The organism is Arthrobacter sp. TE12232 (assembly GCF_054062615.1).
Genome location: NZ_JBSSFK010000001.1, coordinates 2052265 through 2067374 on the forward strand (window position 1 = coordinate 2052265; position 15110 = coordinate 2067374).

Annotated in this window: 12 protein-coding genes; 6 read left to right on the forward strand and 6 right to left on the reverse strand. The window is 66.9% G+C overall.

Annotation, left to right across the window (positions count from 1 at the left end):
• Nucleotides 1-56: 56 nt before the first annotated feature.
• From ACVWZ7_RS09030 to ACVWZ7_RS09050, 5 genes are all read right to left on the reverse strand, one after another.
• Nucleotides 57-2183 (reverse strand): hydantoinase/oxoprolinase family protein, encoded by a 2127-nt coding sequence (locus ACVWZ7_RS09030; protein ID WP_116765604.1) that lies wholly within the window; start codon nucleotides 2181-2183, stop codon nucleotides 57-59.
• 27 nt (nucleotides 2184-2210) lie between these two features.
• Nucleotides 2211-2663: an acetone carboxylase subunit gamma gene (locus tag ACVWZ7_RS09035; protein WP_116765603.1), complete on the reverse strand. Its 453-nt coding sequence runs from the start codon at nucleotides 2661-2663 to the stop codon at nucleotides 2211-2213.
• Nucleotides 2664-2698: 35 nt separating this feature from the next.
• Nucleotides 2699-4627 (reverse strand): hydantoinase/oxoprolinase family protein, encoded by a 1929-nt coding sequence (locus ACVWZ7_RS09040; protein ID WP_456507643.1) that lies wholly within the window; start codon nucleotides 4625-4627, stop codon nucleotides 2699-2701.
• A 307-nt stretch (nucleotides 4628-4934) separates the two neighbouring features.
• Complete coding sequence (locus ACVWZ7_RS09045) at nucleotides 4935-5795, reverse strand: 3-hydroxyacyl-CoA dehydrogenase family protein (RefSeq protein WP_116765601.1); 861 nt, start codon at nucleotides 5793-5795, stop codon at nucleotides 4935-4937.
• Nucleotides 5796-5806: 11 nt separating this feature from the next.
• Nucleotides 5807-7018: an MFS transporter gene (locus tag ACVWZ7_RS09050; RefSeq protein ID WP_161958191.1), complete on the reverse strand. Its 1212-nt coding sequence runs from the start codon at nucleotides 7016-7018 to the stop codon at nucleotides 5807-5809.
• 95 nt (nucleotides 7019-7113) lie between these two features.
• On the opposite strand from ACVWZ7_RS09050, the gene ACVWZ7_RS09055 reads away from it, so the two are divergent.
• From ACVWZ7_RS09055 to ACVWZ7_RS09080, 6 genes are all read left to right on the forward strand, one after another.
• Nucleotides 7114-7692, forward strand: coding sequence for a TetR/AcrR family transcriptional regulator (locus ACVWZ7_RS09055; protein WP_344361107.1), 579 nt, complete (start codon nucleotides 7114-7116; stop codon nucleotides 7690-7692).
• A 40-nt stretch (nucleotides 7693-7732) separates the two neighbouring features.
• A complete protein-coding gene (locus ACVWZ7_RS09060) occupies nucleotides 7733-8788 on the forward strand; it encodes a zinc-dependent alcohol dehydrogenase family protein (protein WP_456507644.1) in 1056 nt (351 codons plus the stop codon).
• Nucleotides 8789-8920: 132 nt separating this feature from the next.
• Complete coding sequence (locus ACVWZ7_RS09065; RefSeq protein ID WP_091250489.1) at nucleotides 8921-9238, forward strand: hypothetical protein; 318 nt, start codon at nucleotides 8921-8923, stop codon at nucleotides 9236-9238.
• 96 nt (nucleotides 9239-9334) lie between these two features.
• Nucleotides 9335-12061, forward strand: coding sequence for a PEP/pyruvate-binding domain-containing protein (locus ACVWZ7_RS09070; protein ID WP_456507645.1), 2727 nt, complete (start codon nucleotides 9335-9337; stop codon nucleotides 12059-12061).
• Between the two features lie 101 nt (nucleotides 12062-12162).
• Nucleotides 12163-13311 (forward strand): alpha/beta hydrolase, encoded by a 1149-nt coding sequence (locus ACVWZ7_RS09075; protein ID WP_456507646.1) that lies wholly within the window; start codon nucleotides 12163-12165, stop codon nucleotides 13309-13311.
• 59 nt (nucleotides 13312-13370) lie between these two features.
• On the forward strand, nucleotides 13371-14309 hold the full coding sequence (locus ACVWZ7_RS09080) for an alpha/beta fold hydrolase (protein WP_456507647.1): 939 nt from the start codon (nucleotides 13371-13373) through the stop codon (nucleotides 14307-14309).
• On the opposite strand, the gene ACVWZ7_RS09085 is transcribed toward ACVWZ7_RS09080, so the two are convergent.
• Nucleotides 14294-15049, reverse strand: a complete 756-nt coding sequence (locus ACVWZ7_RS09085; protein ID WP_456507648.1) for a glycosyltransferase family 2 protein — start codon at nucleotides 15047-15049, stop codon at nucleotides 14294-14296. The genes ACVWZ7_RS09080 and ACVWZ7_RS09085 overlap by 16 nt on opposite strands.
• Nucleotides 15050-15110: the final 61 nt, after the last annotated feature.

Consider the following 15110-nt stretch of genomic DNA (forward strand, 5'->3'; position numbering starts at 1 on the left):
GAGCTCCTTCAATGGGATTAGCTGGAAGGCCTGGATGGGATCCGTGAGGCACGGGATCAGTCTTTGAGGAACCACACGGCTCCCTGGGATGTCGGTTCCAGGCGCCATCCCGGTTCCACCAGATACGTGGTGTTTTCCGTGGTGACGATGGCCGGGCCGTGGATGACGTGTTGGTGGTGGAGGGCCTCGGCGTCGTACACCGGGGTGTCGACGGCCCCGTCGATCTTCACGAAGTGGACCTGCCGGGTGCCGACCGGGCTGGGCATGGTCCTGTCGTGTCCGGAGTCGATCGAATCGAACTTAACCACGTCCCCGTCCACGTAGGACGACACCCGCACGGTCTGGGCACGGATGCCGGCCTCGGGAGCCTGGCTGCCGGCACCGTAGCGCTTGCCATAGATGTCCGAGAACGTCCGGATCAGGTGAAGCACGTCGGCGACGCCGTTCACACGGTTGATGTCGAAAACGACGGCCGTGGTCACCAGCTGATTGCCGTAGCGCATGTCCATTTCGAGGCTGTAGCGGATGTCGGCGGCGTCGTACCCCTGGCGGATCAGGTCTTCCTTGCCCTTGGCTTCCAGCTCCTGGATGACGTTGTTCAGCTCGTCGTAGCTCTGGTAGAGGCTGCGGTCCGTGGGGTTGTAAAGCACCACATGGGAGCCGCGCTCATGGATGTGGAGGGGTTTCATGTTGCCGGCGCCGCAGGCCGAGAACACCGAGGAAAAGGGCGGCGCGAGGATCCTGCGGATGCCGGCGTGATCGGCGATGCCGCAGGCGTGCAGGGGTCCGTTGCCGCCATAGGCCAGCATGGTGAAGTCTTCCGGAAGGTATCCCCGGACCCGCAGCTCTTTGGCCATTCCGATCGCCATCTGCTCGTCGACCGCATTCTTGATGATCTTGGCGACCTGGATGGTATCCATGTTCAGGTCATCAGCGAGGACCTCGTCGATTGCGTAGGCGGAGCGCTTTTTGTTCAGCTTGATGTAGCCGTTGGCGTAGTTGTCCGGATCCAGGTACCCCAGGACCAGGTCAGCGTCCGTGACTGTCGGTCGGAGGCCGCCGCGGTCGTAGCACGCGGGGCCTGGATCCGAGCCGGCTGATTCCGGCCCAATCTGTACCGCGTGGTGGATGCGGTCATAGCTGGCAATCGAGCCGCCTCCCGCGCCCAGCGTCAGCAAGTGGATCATGGGAACCGATACCAGCCAGCGGCCGATGGTCGGCTGGAAGTCGTAGTGCTTGACTCCGCCTTCCGGGACCAGGCCGATGTCGAAGGACGTGCCGCCCATATCGGTCGAAATCACGTTTCCCAGGCCGGTGCTGTCGGCCAGGTGCTGGGCGGCGCCGACGCCGGCGATGGGGCCGGAATGGATGGTCTGCAGGGCATCAGTCGAGTTGGACTGCGCCATGCCGCCTGAGTTGTGGATGACAAGCATGGGCTTGTCGTAACCGGACGAACGCAGGTTGTTGGACAGCTGCCCCAGCGCGTGGAACATGATCTCGTGCAGGAATGCGTCCACGATCGTCGACGTCGCACGGACGTACTCGCCCTTTCGGCCCGACACCTGGCTTCCCAGCAGGACGGGGATGGCTCCGAGCTCGTGGGCCGGGTACTCGTCCAGGATGATCTCCAGGATCTGCTGCTCATGGACCGGGTTCTCGGTCGAGTTGACCAGGGAGACCACGATCGCTTCCGCACCGGCGTCCACGAGTTCGCGCACCTGGGTGCGGACATCGTCCTCCATCAGCGAAACGACCACCTTGCCGGCGGAGTTGATTCGCTCCTTCACCGAGCGGATCAGGGCGCGGGGAACGAGCGGATCAGGGCGGGTGGCATCAGGCATGTTCTGCTGCTTGGAAGGGTCCAGTCCTTCACCGTAGCCACGGCCGCGGGACAACGGGATGGTGTCCTCGAAGCCGTGGGTGACCAGTGCCCCCACCCGCGGGCCTTTGCCTTCGATCAGGGCGTTGGTGCCGAGCGTCGTGGCATACCGGACGGAATCGACTTCCTTCAGGACGAGGTCCCGGTCCAGCCCGGCGCGTGAGCAGGCGAGGTCGAGTGCTTCGTTGAAGCCTTGGGCCAGGTTGTGGTGCGTTGTGAGCGCCTTTGCTTCAACGTACTGGTCTTCCCAGGCAAAAAAGCAGTCGGTAAATGTGCCGCCGATGTCGACGGAGATTCGTTTCATGACCAGTGGTCTCCTTTATTCCAAGTACTAGCTGAACGAATGGGGGGAATGGTTGTGGGTGTTGTACGAGCCGAGGGCCGGGGTGAAATCAGCAACAGCCTCTTCCCCGGGTCCGTAATTGATGACGACCTCAGGCTTGGTGCCCCGCTTGATCCATGTTTCGCGGAGCGAGTCGATGTCCCACAGCATGTCCACCGTGGGCGGGTGTCCCGGCGGTACGTACTCCGTTTCCAGTTGCGTCCCGCAACCCGGGCAGTAGAACTCGAGAATCCGGCAGAAGGTGGGGTCCGGAGCGAACGTGAATTCGTACTTCTCCGGGTCCAGGATCGACTGGTGGATTTCCGTGGGGTCCCGGTCGTAGACCAGTGTCCCCTCCTTGTAGTTGCCTCTGGCCTCGCCGAGGTCCTGGTTGCATACCCTGCAGTTCCACCGCTCGGTCTCGAGATCGATGATCAGATATTCCGTCATTGGAATTCGCATAGCGTGTCTCACCTGTTCTTGCTGGTTGTGTGGGGTCACTTCTGGAGGGAGTCTGTGAGCATGAGGTCGCCGGAGACCGTCACGTCGAAGACCCAGCCATGGGGCACGCGGGCCGTGAAGTAGGGGCCTTCGACGATTGCCGGGCCCGACGCCGATGCTCCGGCCGTTTGGCTGTCCAGGTCGAAGACCTGAACCTCGTCCACTTTGTCCACGGCGGAGCGAACCTTTCGGGTGGAGGCGGCGACGGCGGCCGTCGTCGCCACTGATTCGGCCCGCCTGATTGATGCGTGCGGCAGTTCGTACCGGGCGGTCAGGGTCAGCATGGTGTTGTGTTCGCTGGTGCCGGGCTGCGGATCGGAAGCCAGGTACGGCAACTCAGAAACCAACTGCCCCTCGGCATCTTCCAGCACCACGTTCCATTCGAGCCGGCAGTCGTCAATTTCGTGGCCCTCCTGGAACATGTCCCGCGCAGCCCGGGCCAGCAGCATCGCCTTGGTTGCACCGAAGTCCTGCGCGCCCATTCCCGCGACATTCGCCTCATAGGTCTGCGCAACGTCGGAAAAGCCGATTCCGAAGGCTGAGAAGACTGCCGCCATCTTGGGCACCAGGACACGGCGAACGCCGGCGATCCGCGCGGCACCGCAGGCGCTCATGGGTCCGGCACCACCGAATGCGGCCACCGTTGTGGCATCCGCATCCTCGACGTCGGCGGCAAAGGACTGCGCCATGCGTTCGAAGTAGGCTGCTTCCATCCGGATCAGGGCGTCATTCAGGGTGATCCCCAAAGGTTCTGCGATGACTTCGGTGATGACGGCGCGGGAGCGTTCCGCGTCCAGACTGAAGCCTCCATCGAGGTACGTGTCCGGATCGAGCACCCCGAGCAGGAGATTTACGTCCGTGATGGTGGCCTGCTTGCCCCCAAAACCAAAACAAGCAGGGCCAGGGGCGGCTCCGACGCTCTCCGGGCCGACTGTGATGACGCCGTCGCGGACGGCGATGACGGAACTGCCGCCGACGCCGCTGGAGTGGACGTTGCTCATCTCGAAAGACACCGGGACACCCTGGATGGAGCCCCTGCGGTCCGTCGAGATGGTCGAGTTCTTGACCGAGCCGACGTCCGTGGTGGTGCCGCCGACGTCGATCATGAGAACGTGCGCGAGGCCATAGGCCTCCGAGAGGGCCTTGGTTCCTTCCAGCCCGCCGCGGGGGCCGGAGGAGTAAGTCTTCAACGCGACGGACTTGGCCACCCGTGACGAAGCTCCGTCATTGCGGTAGATGAGGAGCGGGTTTTTAACTTTGTGGTCCCGCAGCCGGTGCTCGGTGCTGTAGAGGAACCGCTCCATGGTGGGATGCAGGAAGGAGTTGATGATTCCGGACCACACCCGGCGGGCCTGGACGGTGTCGGGCGTGAATTCCCAGGAGAACAACATGGGTACCGAGCCCAGCAGGTGGCGGGGGAACTTCCGGAGCAGAACGCCTTTGACGGCCTTCTCCTTGTTGCGGTCCGCCATGGCGATGACAAGCCGTGCGGCGCCGTCGGTCGTCAGCCGGTTGACATGCTTCACAATTTCCTGGGCGAGCTCCTCCACGTCCTGTTCAGCGTTGATGACTGCCACCCGCGTGCCAACGAGGTCTTCGAACAGCTCAGCTGCCGCCCCGCTATTGCGGAGCTCGCCGGCCAGCGTGGGGCTGTCTGTGAGGATGCCAATCCGGGGACCCTTGCGCTCCACGAGGGCATTGGTTCCCTGGGTGGTGGAGTACCGGATGTGACGGGTTGAGTGCAGAAGCCCGGGGAGATCCTCTTCGCCGAAGATCTCCTTCGAAGCTTTGGCCATGCCGTCGAAGAGACACTGGGAGAGGTCAAAGGGCGTCGTGAGGGTCTTCGTGAACGAAAAATTCTCACCGTCCCAGACACAAATATCGGTCAGCGTCCCACCGTTGTCGATGTTAATGAGCCGTTCCATTGATACTCCTTTGTATGTTGAGGCGCGGTGACACCAGCGGCGTATTCCTCAACTTGTGACTGTGATCCAAGCCACACCGAGGACTGGTCTCAGTGTGGCTCAGCAGCCGGAGTGGCCCGCAACCACCTGACCGGGTGGACTATGCGGGGCCGGAGCGACTACCCGGGTGGGCGGGCGTGGGCATCACGAATTACGTCAGCGGGCTTGAAGCCCGCCAAAAAGCAACGCGGGGATACGGCCGATGCCGGGCGGCTTAATGGGCCGGTTCTGACCCCGCGTTGCTGGTGGTGCGGGTCGGGTGTCGGGGTCAGGCGTAGTCGTTGTAGAAGCCGCGGCCGCTCTTGATCCCGAGCCAGCCGTTGGCGATGTACTCCTCCAGCATCGGGGCCGACTTGTTCTCCATGCCGGCGAGCTCGCAGTAGTGGTTCTCGATGTCCAGGACGACGTCCAGGCCCACCTCGTCCATGAAACGGAACGGCGTGGTCTCGGATTTGAAGACGTCGGCGAACAGTGCGTCCACGTCCTGGGGGTCCGCGACGCCCTCGGCCACCACCAGGAGGGATTCGCGCTTGATCGCTGCCCAGATCCGGTTGAAGATGAAGCCGGTGCTTTGCCTGCGCACCCGGTGCGGCATCAGCGCGTACTTGGGCAGCTCGGCCATGAGCAGCTCGATGATCCGCGGATCGGTGTGGCCGCTGGACATCAGCTCCACCGAACGCACCGCCGGCGGCATGTAGAAGTGCATGTTCAGGACCCGCTCCGGGCTGCCCACGCCGCCGATGAATTCGGAGGAAGCAAACGAGGACGAGTTGCTGGCCAGCACGGCGTCGGGGGCCGCCAACTGGTCAAGGTCGGCGAAGAGGGCCTGTTTGAGGCCGAGCTTCTCCGGAACCGCCTCGACCACGAGCCACGCATCGCGGAGGGCATCCACCAGGTTGTCCTTCGCGGCGAGCCGGACCGCCGGGTTGCCCCCGAGCTCCTCCACGGCGCGGTGGCGCTGCGTGGCGATGTACTCGATGGCGGCCTTGGCCACGGCGAGGTCCGTGTCGAAGACACGCACCTCGGCACCCTGGAGCGACAGCATCAAGGCGATGCGCCGGCCCAGGGTTCCGCCGCCGATGATCGTGATGGGCCGGTCCGCGATGTTGGCGGGGAGCGTGTAGGTCATGTCGATTCCTTTCAGGAGGCTGCTGACGGCGCAGCGGCCAAGTTGATGCGATTCGTACGGGTGCCCTTGGCGATCAATACAAGGGCAGGGACAGCGGCAAGCACAAGGGCCAAACCGTAGATCAGCGTGGTGTTTTTCATGCCGGCGACCGGGACCAGCAGGCCCGCCGCCACGGCCGGGACGCTGAAGCCGAGATAGCAGATGACGTAGATGCTGGAGAGCATGCCAATGCGCTCGTGCGGGCCGCACAAGGGCAGCGTCATGCGCATCGCACCGAAGTAGCCGCTGCCGAACCCAACGCCGGCGACGGCCGTGCCGCCGAAGTACAGCGGCGCGGAGCCAAGCTGGACCGCCAGCACGGTGAGCAGAATGCCCGAAATCAATGCGATGACGCCGGTAAGCAGGGTTTTCCGGTCCGACCAGCGCCGGACCACGAGGATGGCCAGGGCACCGGGCACGAAGAGCGCGACGAGCGCCAGGCCGCCGACGAGGACCGAGCCATCCTTCGTCATGGCGTGCGCCAGGACGGGCCCCAGCGAGAGGTAGAAACCGGCGAGCGCCCACGTGGCCGCCGCGACAGGCATGGTGGCGGCCATCGTCCGGCGGGCGGATCTGGGAATCCTCGCCTCCGGAACCAAGGAGCGGATGGCGCCCGGCGCCTTGCGGCCCGCACTCGGCAGCCACACGAGGGCCGCGCCCAAGCCGAGGAGCAGCGCGGCCACGAGGAAGTACACGGCCTTGGTGGGCTCGGGCAGGAACCGGACCAGCGACGCCGAGCCGAGCGCCCCGACGGACAAACCCACCGGGGACGCCGCGCTGTTCACTAGAGATCCGCGGCCGTTCCCGCCGGCGCCTTCGAAGGCAAGCAGCGCCGCCCCGGCGGCCCCCATGGCCGCTCCCGTGGCGATCCCCTGCAAGGCCCGGGCGGCGACGAGGACTCCCGGCCCGGAGGCAAAGGCGAAGGTCATCATGGCCGCGACCTGAAGCCCCACCGCGCCCAGCAGGACCGGACGGGTGCCCACGTGGTCCGCGAGGGATCCGACAACCAGCAGCGTCAGGAGCACCGCCACGGCGTAGACGGCAAACACGACCGTCACGGCCGCCGGGCCGAGCCCCCATTCCCGGGCGTAAAACTCGTACAACGGCGACGGAGCAGACGAGGCCCCGATGAAGACCGTCAGGAGGGCCGCGTGCAGCCAGAACGCGGTACGGGTGTTCTTCAAAGCTCTTCCCTACCTACTAAAAGCACAATCTGTGCATTAAGAGTCTAGTATCCTCACGACCACCTAAAGCGAATAATCTGCATTAAGCTGGTGTGATGATGGCTACAGCGACACCCCGGCCCGGCGGACGCAGCGCCCGGGTGCAGCAGGCAGTACACGAAGCTGTCCGCGCCCTGCTGGAGGAGCACGGTGGGGACCGTGCGGCCCTGTCGGTGCCCGTCGTGGCCGAACGCGCCGGCGTGAATTCATCGACCATCTACCGACGCTGGGGAGATCTGCCGCGGCTCCTCGCCGCCGTCGCGTCCAACCGGATGCTGCCCGAGCAGGTGGAGGACACCGGGACCCTGGAAGGGGACATGCAGGCCTGGTTCGTGCCCTACGTCGAGGAGTTCTCCTCGTCGCTCGGCCGCCAAGTGCTGCGGGACATGCTCGCCGACGGCGCGGTGACCCGGGACTACTTCGCCCTGATGCAAGGCCATGTCGAGGAGATCAGGAACCTCGCCCGGGCACGCGGAGAAACCGCGCCGGCGGCGCAGGAGATCATCGACGTCGTGGTGGCCCCGGTGATCTACCGGATCCTGTTCAACCACGAATCCGCCCCGGAACTGCGGGTTCGGGACAGGATCGCCCGGCTGCTGCGCCCCGAGGAGACCTCGGCGGACCAGGAGGACTAAACTCGGTCCCAGCCCACCCACCATCATGCGAGGAGCACCCATGCGCGCCACCATCATCCACGGTCCCGGCGACATCCGAGTCGAAGACCGCGACTACCCCACGGTCCAGCTGCCCACCGACGTCGTCGTGAAGGTCACCGCCTCCTGCGTCTGCGGCTCGGATCTGTGGCCCTATCGCGGGGTCAAGCCCACCCACAAGCCCTCCGCGATCGGACACGAGTTCATCGGCACGGTCGAAAGCGTCGGCGCGGACGTCAAAGACCTCGCCGTGGGCGACTTCGTGATCGCGCCGTTCGTAGTCAGCTGCGGCCAGTGCCCCCAGTGCCTCAACGGCGTCACGGTGGCCTGCGACCACCTGGCCGGCTGGGGCGGCAAGGATGACACCGGCTTGAGGATCGACGGCGCCCAGGGCCAGGCGGTCCGCGTGCCGCTCGCCGAATCCACGCTGGTCAAGGTTCCGGGCGTCACGGATCCGGACGATGCCCTCCGTGCCAGCCTCCTCACGCTCTCCGACGTCATGGCCACCGGCCACCACGCGGCCCTCGCCGCGAAGGCAGGCCCCGACCGGACCGTGGTGGTGGTCGGCGACGGCGCCGTCGGACTCTGCGGCGTGCTCGCCGCCAAGCGCCTCGGCGCGGAGCGGATCATCGCGATGTCACGGCACGCGGACCGTCAGGCGATCGCCCGCGAATTCGGCGCCACGGACATCGTCGCCGAACGCGGGGACGACGGCGTCGCCAAGGTCCGCGAACTGCTCGGCGGCGTACTGGCCGACTCCGTGCTGGAGTGCGTGGGGACCAAGGAATCCATGGACCAGGCGCTGCACAGTGTCCGCCCTGGCGGCGCCCTCGGCTTTGTCGGCGTCCCCACCGGCGGCGCCGAGGCTCCACTGCGCTTCCTGTTCGACACCAACATCTCGATCGCCGGCGGCATGGCCCCGGCACGGACGTACATCCCGGAACTGCTGGCCGACGTGCTGGACGGCACCATCAACCCGGGCCGGGTGTTCGACTCGGTCATGCCCCTCGAGGAGGCACCCGAGGCCTACCGTGCCATGGACGAACGGCGCGCCATCAAGGTCCTGCTGACCCCGTAGCCGGGCTCTCGACGGCGGCGCCCCGGGTCCCTGCGCGGCTGCGTGCCCCTGCTCTTGCGGCTGCCCTTGCACGTGCAGGAGCGAGGGTCTAGCGTGAAGCGCATCAGCATCCGCCGCCGTCGAGGAGCCGTCATGGCCAGGTTTGTGCAGATCATTGAATTCCAAACATCCCGCATCGAGGAGATCGAGCAACTCGGCCGCCCGTCACGAACCGAGGGGTCCACTGCCCCGACCTTCGGACGCATCATGGCCACCGCCGACCGCGACCGCCCCGGTACTTACCTCACCATTGTTGAATTCGAGTCCTACGAGTCGGCCATGGAGAACTCGAACAGGCCCGAAACCTCAGAGTTCGCCGCGAAGATGGCCGCCCTGTGCGACGGCCCGCCGGTCTTCCGCAATCTCGATGTGATGTGGGAGGACACCGGCGAGACCGACGCCGGACAGTAGGCCTGCAGCCTCACTCTGCAGAAAGGCCCTGCCGCCGGAAACGGAGCCGGCAGCCGGCCGTGAATTGAATACGCGGACAGGACGTGGGACAGGGAAATGGGGTCTGCACAGGGCAGAGCGCCGGAAACTCTTGTGGCGGATCTCAGTGAACTGGGTTCCGCTCCCCTGCCGCTCGTGGGCGGCAAGGCCATGAACCTCGGCAGGCTCGCGGCGGCCGGATTCCCCGTGCCGCGCGGCTTCTGCCTCACCACCGTCGCCTACAAGAAGGCCGCCCCGCCGGGACTGGAGGCCCTGGCGGCCCGGCTGGACGCCGAGCTGCCGGGATGGTCCCCCGACGGCGGAACAGCCCACCCGGCTTTGGACCGCCCCGATTTGGACCATCTCCAGCTTGATTTGGGCGAACTGGCGAGGCAGGCCCGGGAAATGATCGTGACCGCCCCAATTCCCGCCGATGTCGATGCCGCGGTCCGCGCCGCCTATGCCTCGCTGGGCAGCGGGGCCGCCGTCGCGGTCAGGTCCTCCGCCACCGCCGAAGACCTGCCCTTCGCCAGCTTCGCCGGACAGCAGGATTCCTTTCTCAACATCTCCGGGGCAGATGCCGTCGTCGAGTCGGTGCGGCGCTGCTGGGCCTCCCTCTGGACCGAACGCGCCGTGGCCTACCGTTCCGCCAACGGCATCAGCCACCGCGACGTCGGGCTCGCCGTCGTCGTCCAGGACGTCGTCCCCGCGGTCACCGCCGGCGTGCTGTTCACCGCCAACCCCGTCACGGGCACCCGGACCGAAACGGTCATCGACGCGAGCGCCGGACCGGGCCAGGCGGTGGTCTCCGGCAGCGTAAACCCGGACCATTTCGTCGTCGAGACGGCCACGGGACGCGTCCTGCTCCGCTCTCCGGACGGGGCTGGGGCCGAGACTGGGGCTGGGGCCGGCCGGGCCCCGAGCCTGGACGACGCCCGGGTCCGCGAACTCACGGCGCTGGGTGACACCGTCCAACGGCTGTTCGGTGCACCGCAGGACGTGGAATGGGTGATCGACGCGGGCAAGATCTGGCTGACCCAGTCGCGGCCCATCACCACGCTGTATCCGTTGCCGGACCCCGCCGCCGCCGAACCACTGGGCACTGAATCGGGGGCCGCCGCTGACACACGCGTTTACCTGTGCGGCACGCTGTTCCAGGGCTTGACCCGGCCACTCACCCCGCTGGGACTCTCCGTGCTCGGCTCAATGCGGAACCGCAAGGGACCGTGGAAGTACGTTAACCCGGGGCTGCGCATGTACGTGGACGTGACGCCCGCGATCCGGAACAAGTACGGCCGCCGCTACCTACTGCGGATGCTCCCGCTGGCCGACGGGAGGACAGGCGCGGTCTTCCCGGCGCTGCTGGAGGATCCACGGTTCGGCCTGCGCCAGCGGCGGCCCCGGCGGAAGCCCGGACCCGGCAGCGCTGCAGCCCGCAGCACGGAAGCAAGGGGCAGCGTGGCCCTGGTGGGCCGGCTGATCCCGGCCCTGCTGCGGGCCGGGGTGCGGCCGGCGGCGGAACTGCGCCGCGCCTTCGACTACGGAAAGCAGCTCGAGGCCGACCTCGTCCTGCCGGAACCCGCCACTGCGTTTGGCCGGCTCGATTACGCCGAGCGCATCCTGGACCGCACCGTGGACGGGCTGATCCTGGCGACGCTGCCCGGGCCCTCCGTTGGTTACATCATGCTGGCGGCCGCCCGCAGACTGTTGCGCGGCATCGCGAAACCGCGGGAACTCGAAGCGGTGCTCCGGGGGCTGCCCAACAACGTCACCACCGAGATGGATCTTGAACTTTGGCATCTCGCCGTTACCATCGGAGCGAATGCCGCGTCCCGTGAGGTATTCCTGGCCCACAGCCCGGAGGAACTGGCCGCCCGGTACGCGGCCGGCACCCTCCCCGCCGTGGCCCAGACCGGCCTGCGCGGGTTCCTGGACCGCTACGGCCACCGCGCCGTGGCGGAAATTGACCTCGGCATGCCCCGGTGGTCGGAGAAGCCGGACCACATCCTCGGCATGATCTCGAACTACCTCCATGTGGAGGACCCCGAACAGGCCCCCGACCGGCAATTTGCCCGCGCGGAAGAACACGCCGAAGCCAGAATCCGCGACCTCGTGGAACGGACCCGGGCGCGCAGCCGGCTCCGGGCCCGGCAGGTGGAGTTCTGCCTGCGCCGGACCCGGCAGTTGTCCGGACTGCGCGAACTGCCGAAGTTCTACATCGTCCTCGCCCTCGCCGAGATGCGCCGCCAGCTCAACAAGGTGGGTGCCGAACTGGCCCGATCCGGTTCGATCGCCGCCGCGGACGATGTCTATTTCCTGGAATTCGACGAGATTCGCGTAGGCCTGCGCGGCGCTGACCTTCACGGCATCGTCGCGGACCGCCGGCGACTGTACGATACGGAACTGCGACGCCGGCGCATCCCGCGCCTGCTGCTGTCCGACGGCACCGACGTCGAGGCCGCCATGCTGGCGAAGTCTCCGGCGTCCGGCGCCCTCGCCGGGACACCGGCCTCGGCAGGCACCGCCACCGGACGGGTCAGGGTCATCATGGACCCCGTGGGCGCCCACCTCGAGCCCGGCGAAATCCTCGTGGCACCATCCACCGATCCCGGCTGGACTCCGCTGTTCATGACCGCCGGCGCCCTGGTCATGGAGATGGGCGGGGTGATCTCGCACGGAGCCGTGGTGGCCCGCGAATACGGTATCCCGGCCGTGGTGGGCGTGCCGGACGCGACCACCCGCTTGCGGACCGGCCAGACAGTCACCGTTGACGGGGCCGCGGGCACCATCGTCGAAGAGCCTTGAACCGGCGGCAGCGGGCAATCATCCAGGCCCCGAACCGGCCATAGCGTGAGGGCAGGCTGGCCTCACAGCTGTAGCACGGGTGTGCCAGATAGAATCGATGCATGACCGCCCCGGCCCGTTGGCCAACGCACCATGATTCATCCTTTCAGGCGGCCCGGCCACGGAGAGCGCAGCACCGCAACACCTTCACTCTGGCCCGCAAGGCCAGGAAGGTCCTGCGCCGGGTTCCGGTGTGGACCTGGCGGGTGCTGATGCGCTGCGTTCGCGCCAGCGAGACCGCCCGCTTCAACGCCGACCCCATTACCGGCGTCGCATATGTCCACGACATCGATTTCGTGGGCGACGGCATCCGGGCTCACCGCCTCGACGTCATCTCCCCGTCCCCTGCCGGCGGCACCGCCGCGGCCGATGCAACCGCGCCCGGCGAGTCCGGCGCCGTGCTCCCCGTTTACGTGTACTTCCACGGCGGCGGCTGGACCTCCGGGGACAAGTCCTCGCTGACCAAGTACTGCGCGAGCCAGGCCGAGGGCGGCATGGTGGTGGTCAACGTGAACTACCGGAAGGCGCCGCGTTTCCACATGGCCCATGTCCTGGCGGATGCGAATGCCGCGCTGGCCTGGGTCCGGCAGAACATCGCCGGCTATGGCGGCGACGCATCGCGGCTCGTACTGGGCGGCGACTCCGCCGGCGGCCAAGTCGCGGCGCTCCTGACCGCTGCAAGCTTCCGTCCGGAACTGGCACGGCACCACGGTCTGCTACCGGCCGTCCCTGCATCCGACTTCAAGGGCCTTGTCCAGCACTGCAGCGTGGTGGACTTTTCCGTCTTCTTCGAAAAGGGCTTCGTGCTGAGCCTGAACTTCGTCAGCATGCTGCTGCCCGCGCTCCGTTCCGGCGGCCAAAACGCGGGCATCGGTGGACGCCTGCGCCGCGGCTTGGGCGGCCTGTTCGGTCTGGGATACGGCACCGGCCACTTGGAGGCCCTCCGCAAGGGCGCGGGTTTCCTCTCGCCGATCGAGTGGCTGGATTCCCGCTTCCCGCCGGTCTTTGTGACCACCTCGGAACGGGACTTCTTCTACGCCGCCAACGTGAACTTCATTGCCCGCTTGCGCGAACATTCCGTCCCCGTGGACAGCCTCATCTACGGCTGGGACAACTCCAACACCGAACACACCTGGCAACAGAACTTCCGCTACCCGGAATCACAGGAGGTTTACCGCCGGCTCCACGCCTTCGTGCGCAAAGTGGCGTGAGCGCCGCCGCTCCTGCCCAATCCGACCCGGCCCGGGCCGGACCGGGCTATGTTTAGTCCATGGTGTCCGCCGACAGCAACGCGCAGAGCGAGCAGGAACCCGAGGGATTCGGATCCGCGCTGGTCGATGAAGCCGCCCGCCGGGACGCCGCGCTGGGCGACGTGGACTGGGCCTCCTTGCCAGAAGGCGCCGTCCGGGGCGCCTTCGAGGCCCCCAGCGGAAGACTCGCGACCATCTCCATGGGCACACCGGGAAACCCCCGGGTGCTCCTGATTCCGGGGGCGACCGGTTCCAAGGAAGACTTTGTGCTGATGCTCCCCGGACTCGCCGCGGCCGGGTACTTCGTCCTGAGTTGCGACATTGCCGGCCAGTTCGAGTCCGCGGCGGCGGGCCCCGAAAACCTCGTGCCTCCCCGCGCCCACTACGACTACGACTTGTTCACCAATGACCTGATCGCCATGCTCGACGCCGAGGCCGGGCCGGCGCACGTCGTCGGGTATTCGTTCGCCGCGATCGTCGCCCAGTTGGCCTTCACCCGGCGCCCGGAAAAGTTCCGGAGCCTCACCCTGATCAGCTGCCCGCCGGAGCCCGGCCAGAGTTTCCGCGGCGTCCAGCGCGTCGGCCGGGTCAGCCGCTGGGTCCACCCTCGGATCGGCGCCGCGCTGATGATCTGGGGCATCCGCATCAACGTCGCGCACGTGGCGCCCAACCGGCTTCGGTTTGTGCGGTACCGCTTCCGGTTCACCCGCCGGAGCTCTGTGAGTGACATCATCGGGCTGATGCAGCATGCACCGGACCTTCGGGCGGCACTGGCCGCCGCGTCGCTGCCGAAGTTCGTCACGGTCGGCGAACATGACCTCTGGCCGCTTGCGCTGCACCGCCGCTTCGCACAGTCCATCGGCGCGCGGATCGCGGTCTACCGGGGCGGGCACAGCCCGAGTGAGACCTCGCCGTACCAAATGAGCCGGGACCTGATCGCGCTTTACGGTTCCGTCTGACGCGAGTGGGTTCGTTCCCATTGCCGCCGGCGCCGGCGGCGCCGGAAAGGTCCCTCCTGCCGGAATTCGATGCCGAACGTCGTCCACGCCATCGACAACCGGCGCCCGACGGAGTGCCAGCTCGCCAGCGGCCGCGCGGAGACCCGCACGCGCAGCCCGGGGTCAGCGATCACCTTCACGTCGGGCGGAATCTGGTAGGAAATGTCGAGATCATCGTGGACCGGCGGTATGCCCCGGTGAACGGAGCCCCGGATCCGGTCCCAGACGTCGGACCGCAGGGCGAAATTCGAGCCAAACAGCGGAGGATGACCCAGCAGCCACCCGATGGCCCAGAAATACCCGGGAATGTAGACGCTCCCGCCCACCCACCGGGCGAACCGGGTCTCGCCATAGAAGTCGCCGGGGCCGGACACGGCGGACAACGGTCCTGCCTTCTCGAGAATTGCTTCAACCCGTTCGAGCCAGTCGGCGGGCGGGATGGAGTCGGTGTCCAGCCGGGCAATCAGCTCGGAGCAGGCTTCATCGAAGCCGTGTGCCGTGCAGGCGGCGATGCCCGGGAGTTCGACGGCGAGCCGCCGCGCCCCCGCAGCGGCGCAGACCTCCGCGGTGTTGTCCGTGCTGGCGTTGTCCACGACGACGATTTCGTCGGCCGGGCGGGTCTGGCCGGCGAGCGCAGCCAGGCACGCGGCGAGCATGCCGGCGTCGTTCCTGGTCGGGATAACCACCGAGATTGTTGTCATCGTGCCCCGACTATAGTCCCGGGACGGGACGAAATGCCCCCGTCGGCCTCTTGCACCATGG

Coding starts and splice junctions, on each gene's coding strand:
- ACVWZ7_RS09065 (WP_091250489.1), top strand. CDS start 8,921: ATGGCCAGGTTTGTGCAGATCATTGAATTCCAAACATCCCGCATCGAG.
- ACVWZ7_RS09030 (WP_116765604.1), bottom strand. CDS start 2,183: ATGAAACGAATCTCCGTCGACATCGGCGGCACATTTACCGACTGCTTT.
- ACVWZ7_RS09075 (WP_456507646.1), top strand. CDS start 12,163: ATGACCGCCCCGGCCCGTTGGCCAACGCACCATGATTCATCCTTTCAG.
- ACVWZ7_RS09085 (WP_456507648.1), bottom strand. CDS start 15,049: ATGACAACAATCTCGGTGGTTATCCCGACCAGGAACGACGCCGGCATG.
- ACVWZ7_RS09045 (WP_116765601.1), bottom strand. CDS start 5,795: ATGACCTACACGCTCCCCGCCAACATCGCGGACCGGCCCATCACGATC.
- ACVWZ7_RS09040 (WP_456507643.1), bottom strand. CDS start 4,627: ATGGAACGGCTCATTAACATCGACAACGGTGGGACGCTGACCGATATT.
- ACVWZ7_RS09060 (WP_456507644.1), top strand. CDS start 7,733: ATGCGCGCCACCATCATCCACGGTCCCGGCGACATCCGAGTCGAAGAC.
- ACVWZ7_RS09070 (WP_456507645.1), top strand. CDS start 9,335: ATGGGGTCTGCACAGGGCAGAGCGCCGGAAACTCTTGTGGCGGATCTC.
- ACVWZ7_RS09055 (WP_344361107.1), top strand. CDS start 7,114: ATGATGGCTACAGCGACACCCCGGCCCGGCGGACGCAGCGCCCGGGTG.
- ACVWZ7_RS09080 (WP_456507647.1), top strand. CDS start 13,371: ATGGTGTCCGCCGACAGCAACGCGCAGAGCGAGCAGGAACCCGAGGGA.
- ACVWZ7_RS09035 (WP_116765603.1), bottom strand. CDS start 2,663: ATGCGAATTCCAATGACGGAATATCTGATCATCGATCTCGAGACCGAG.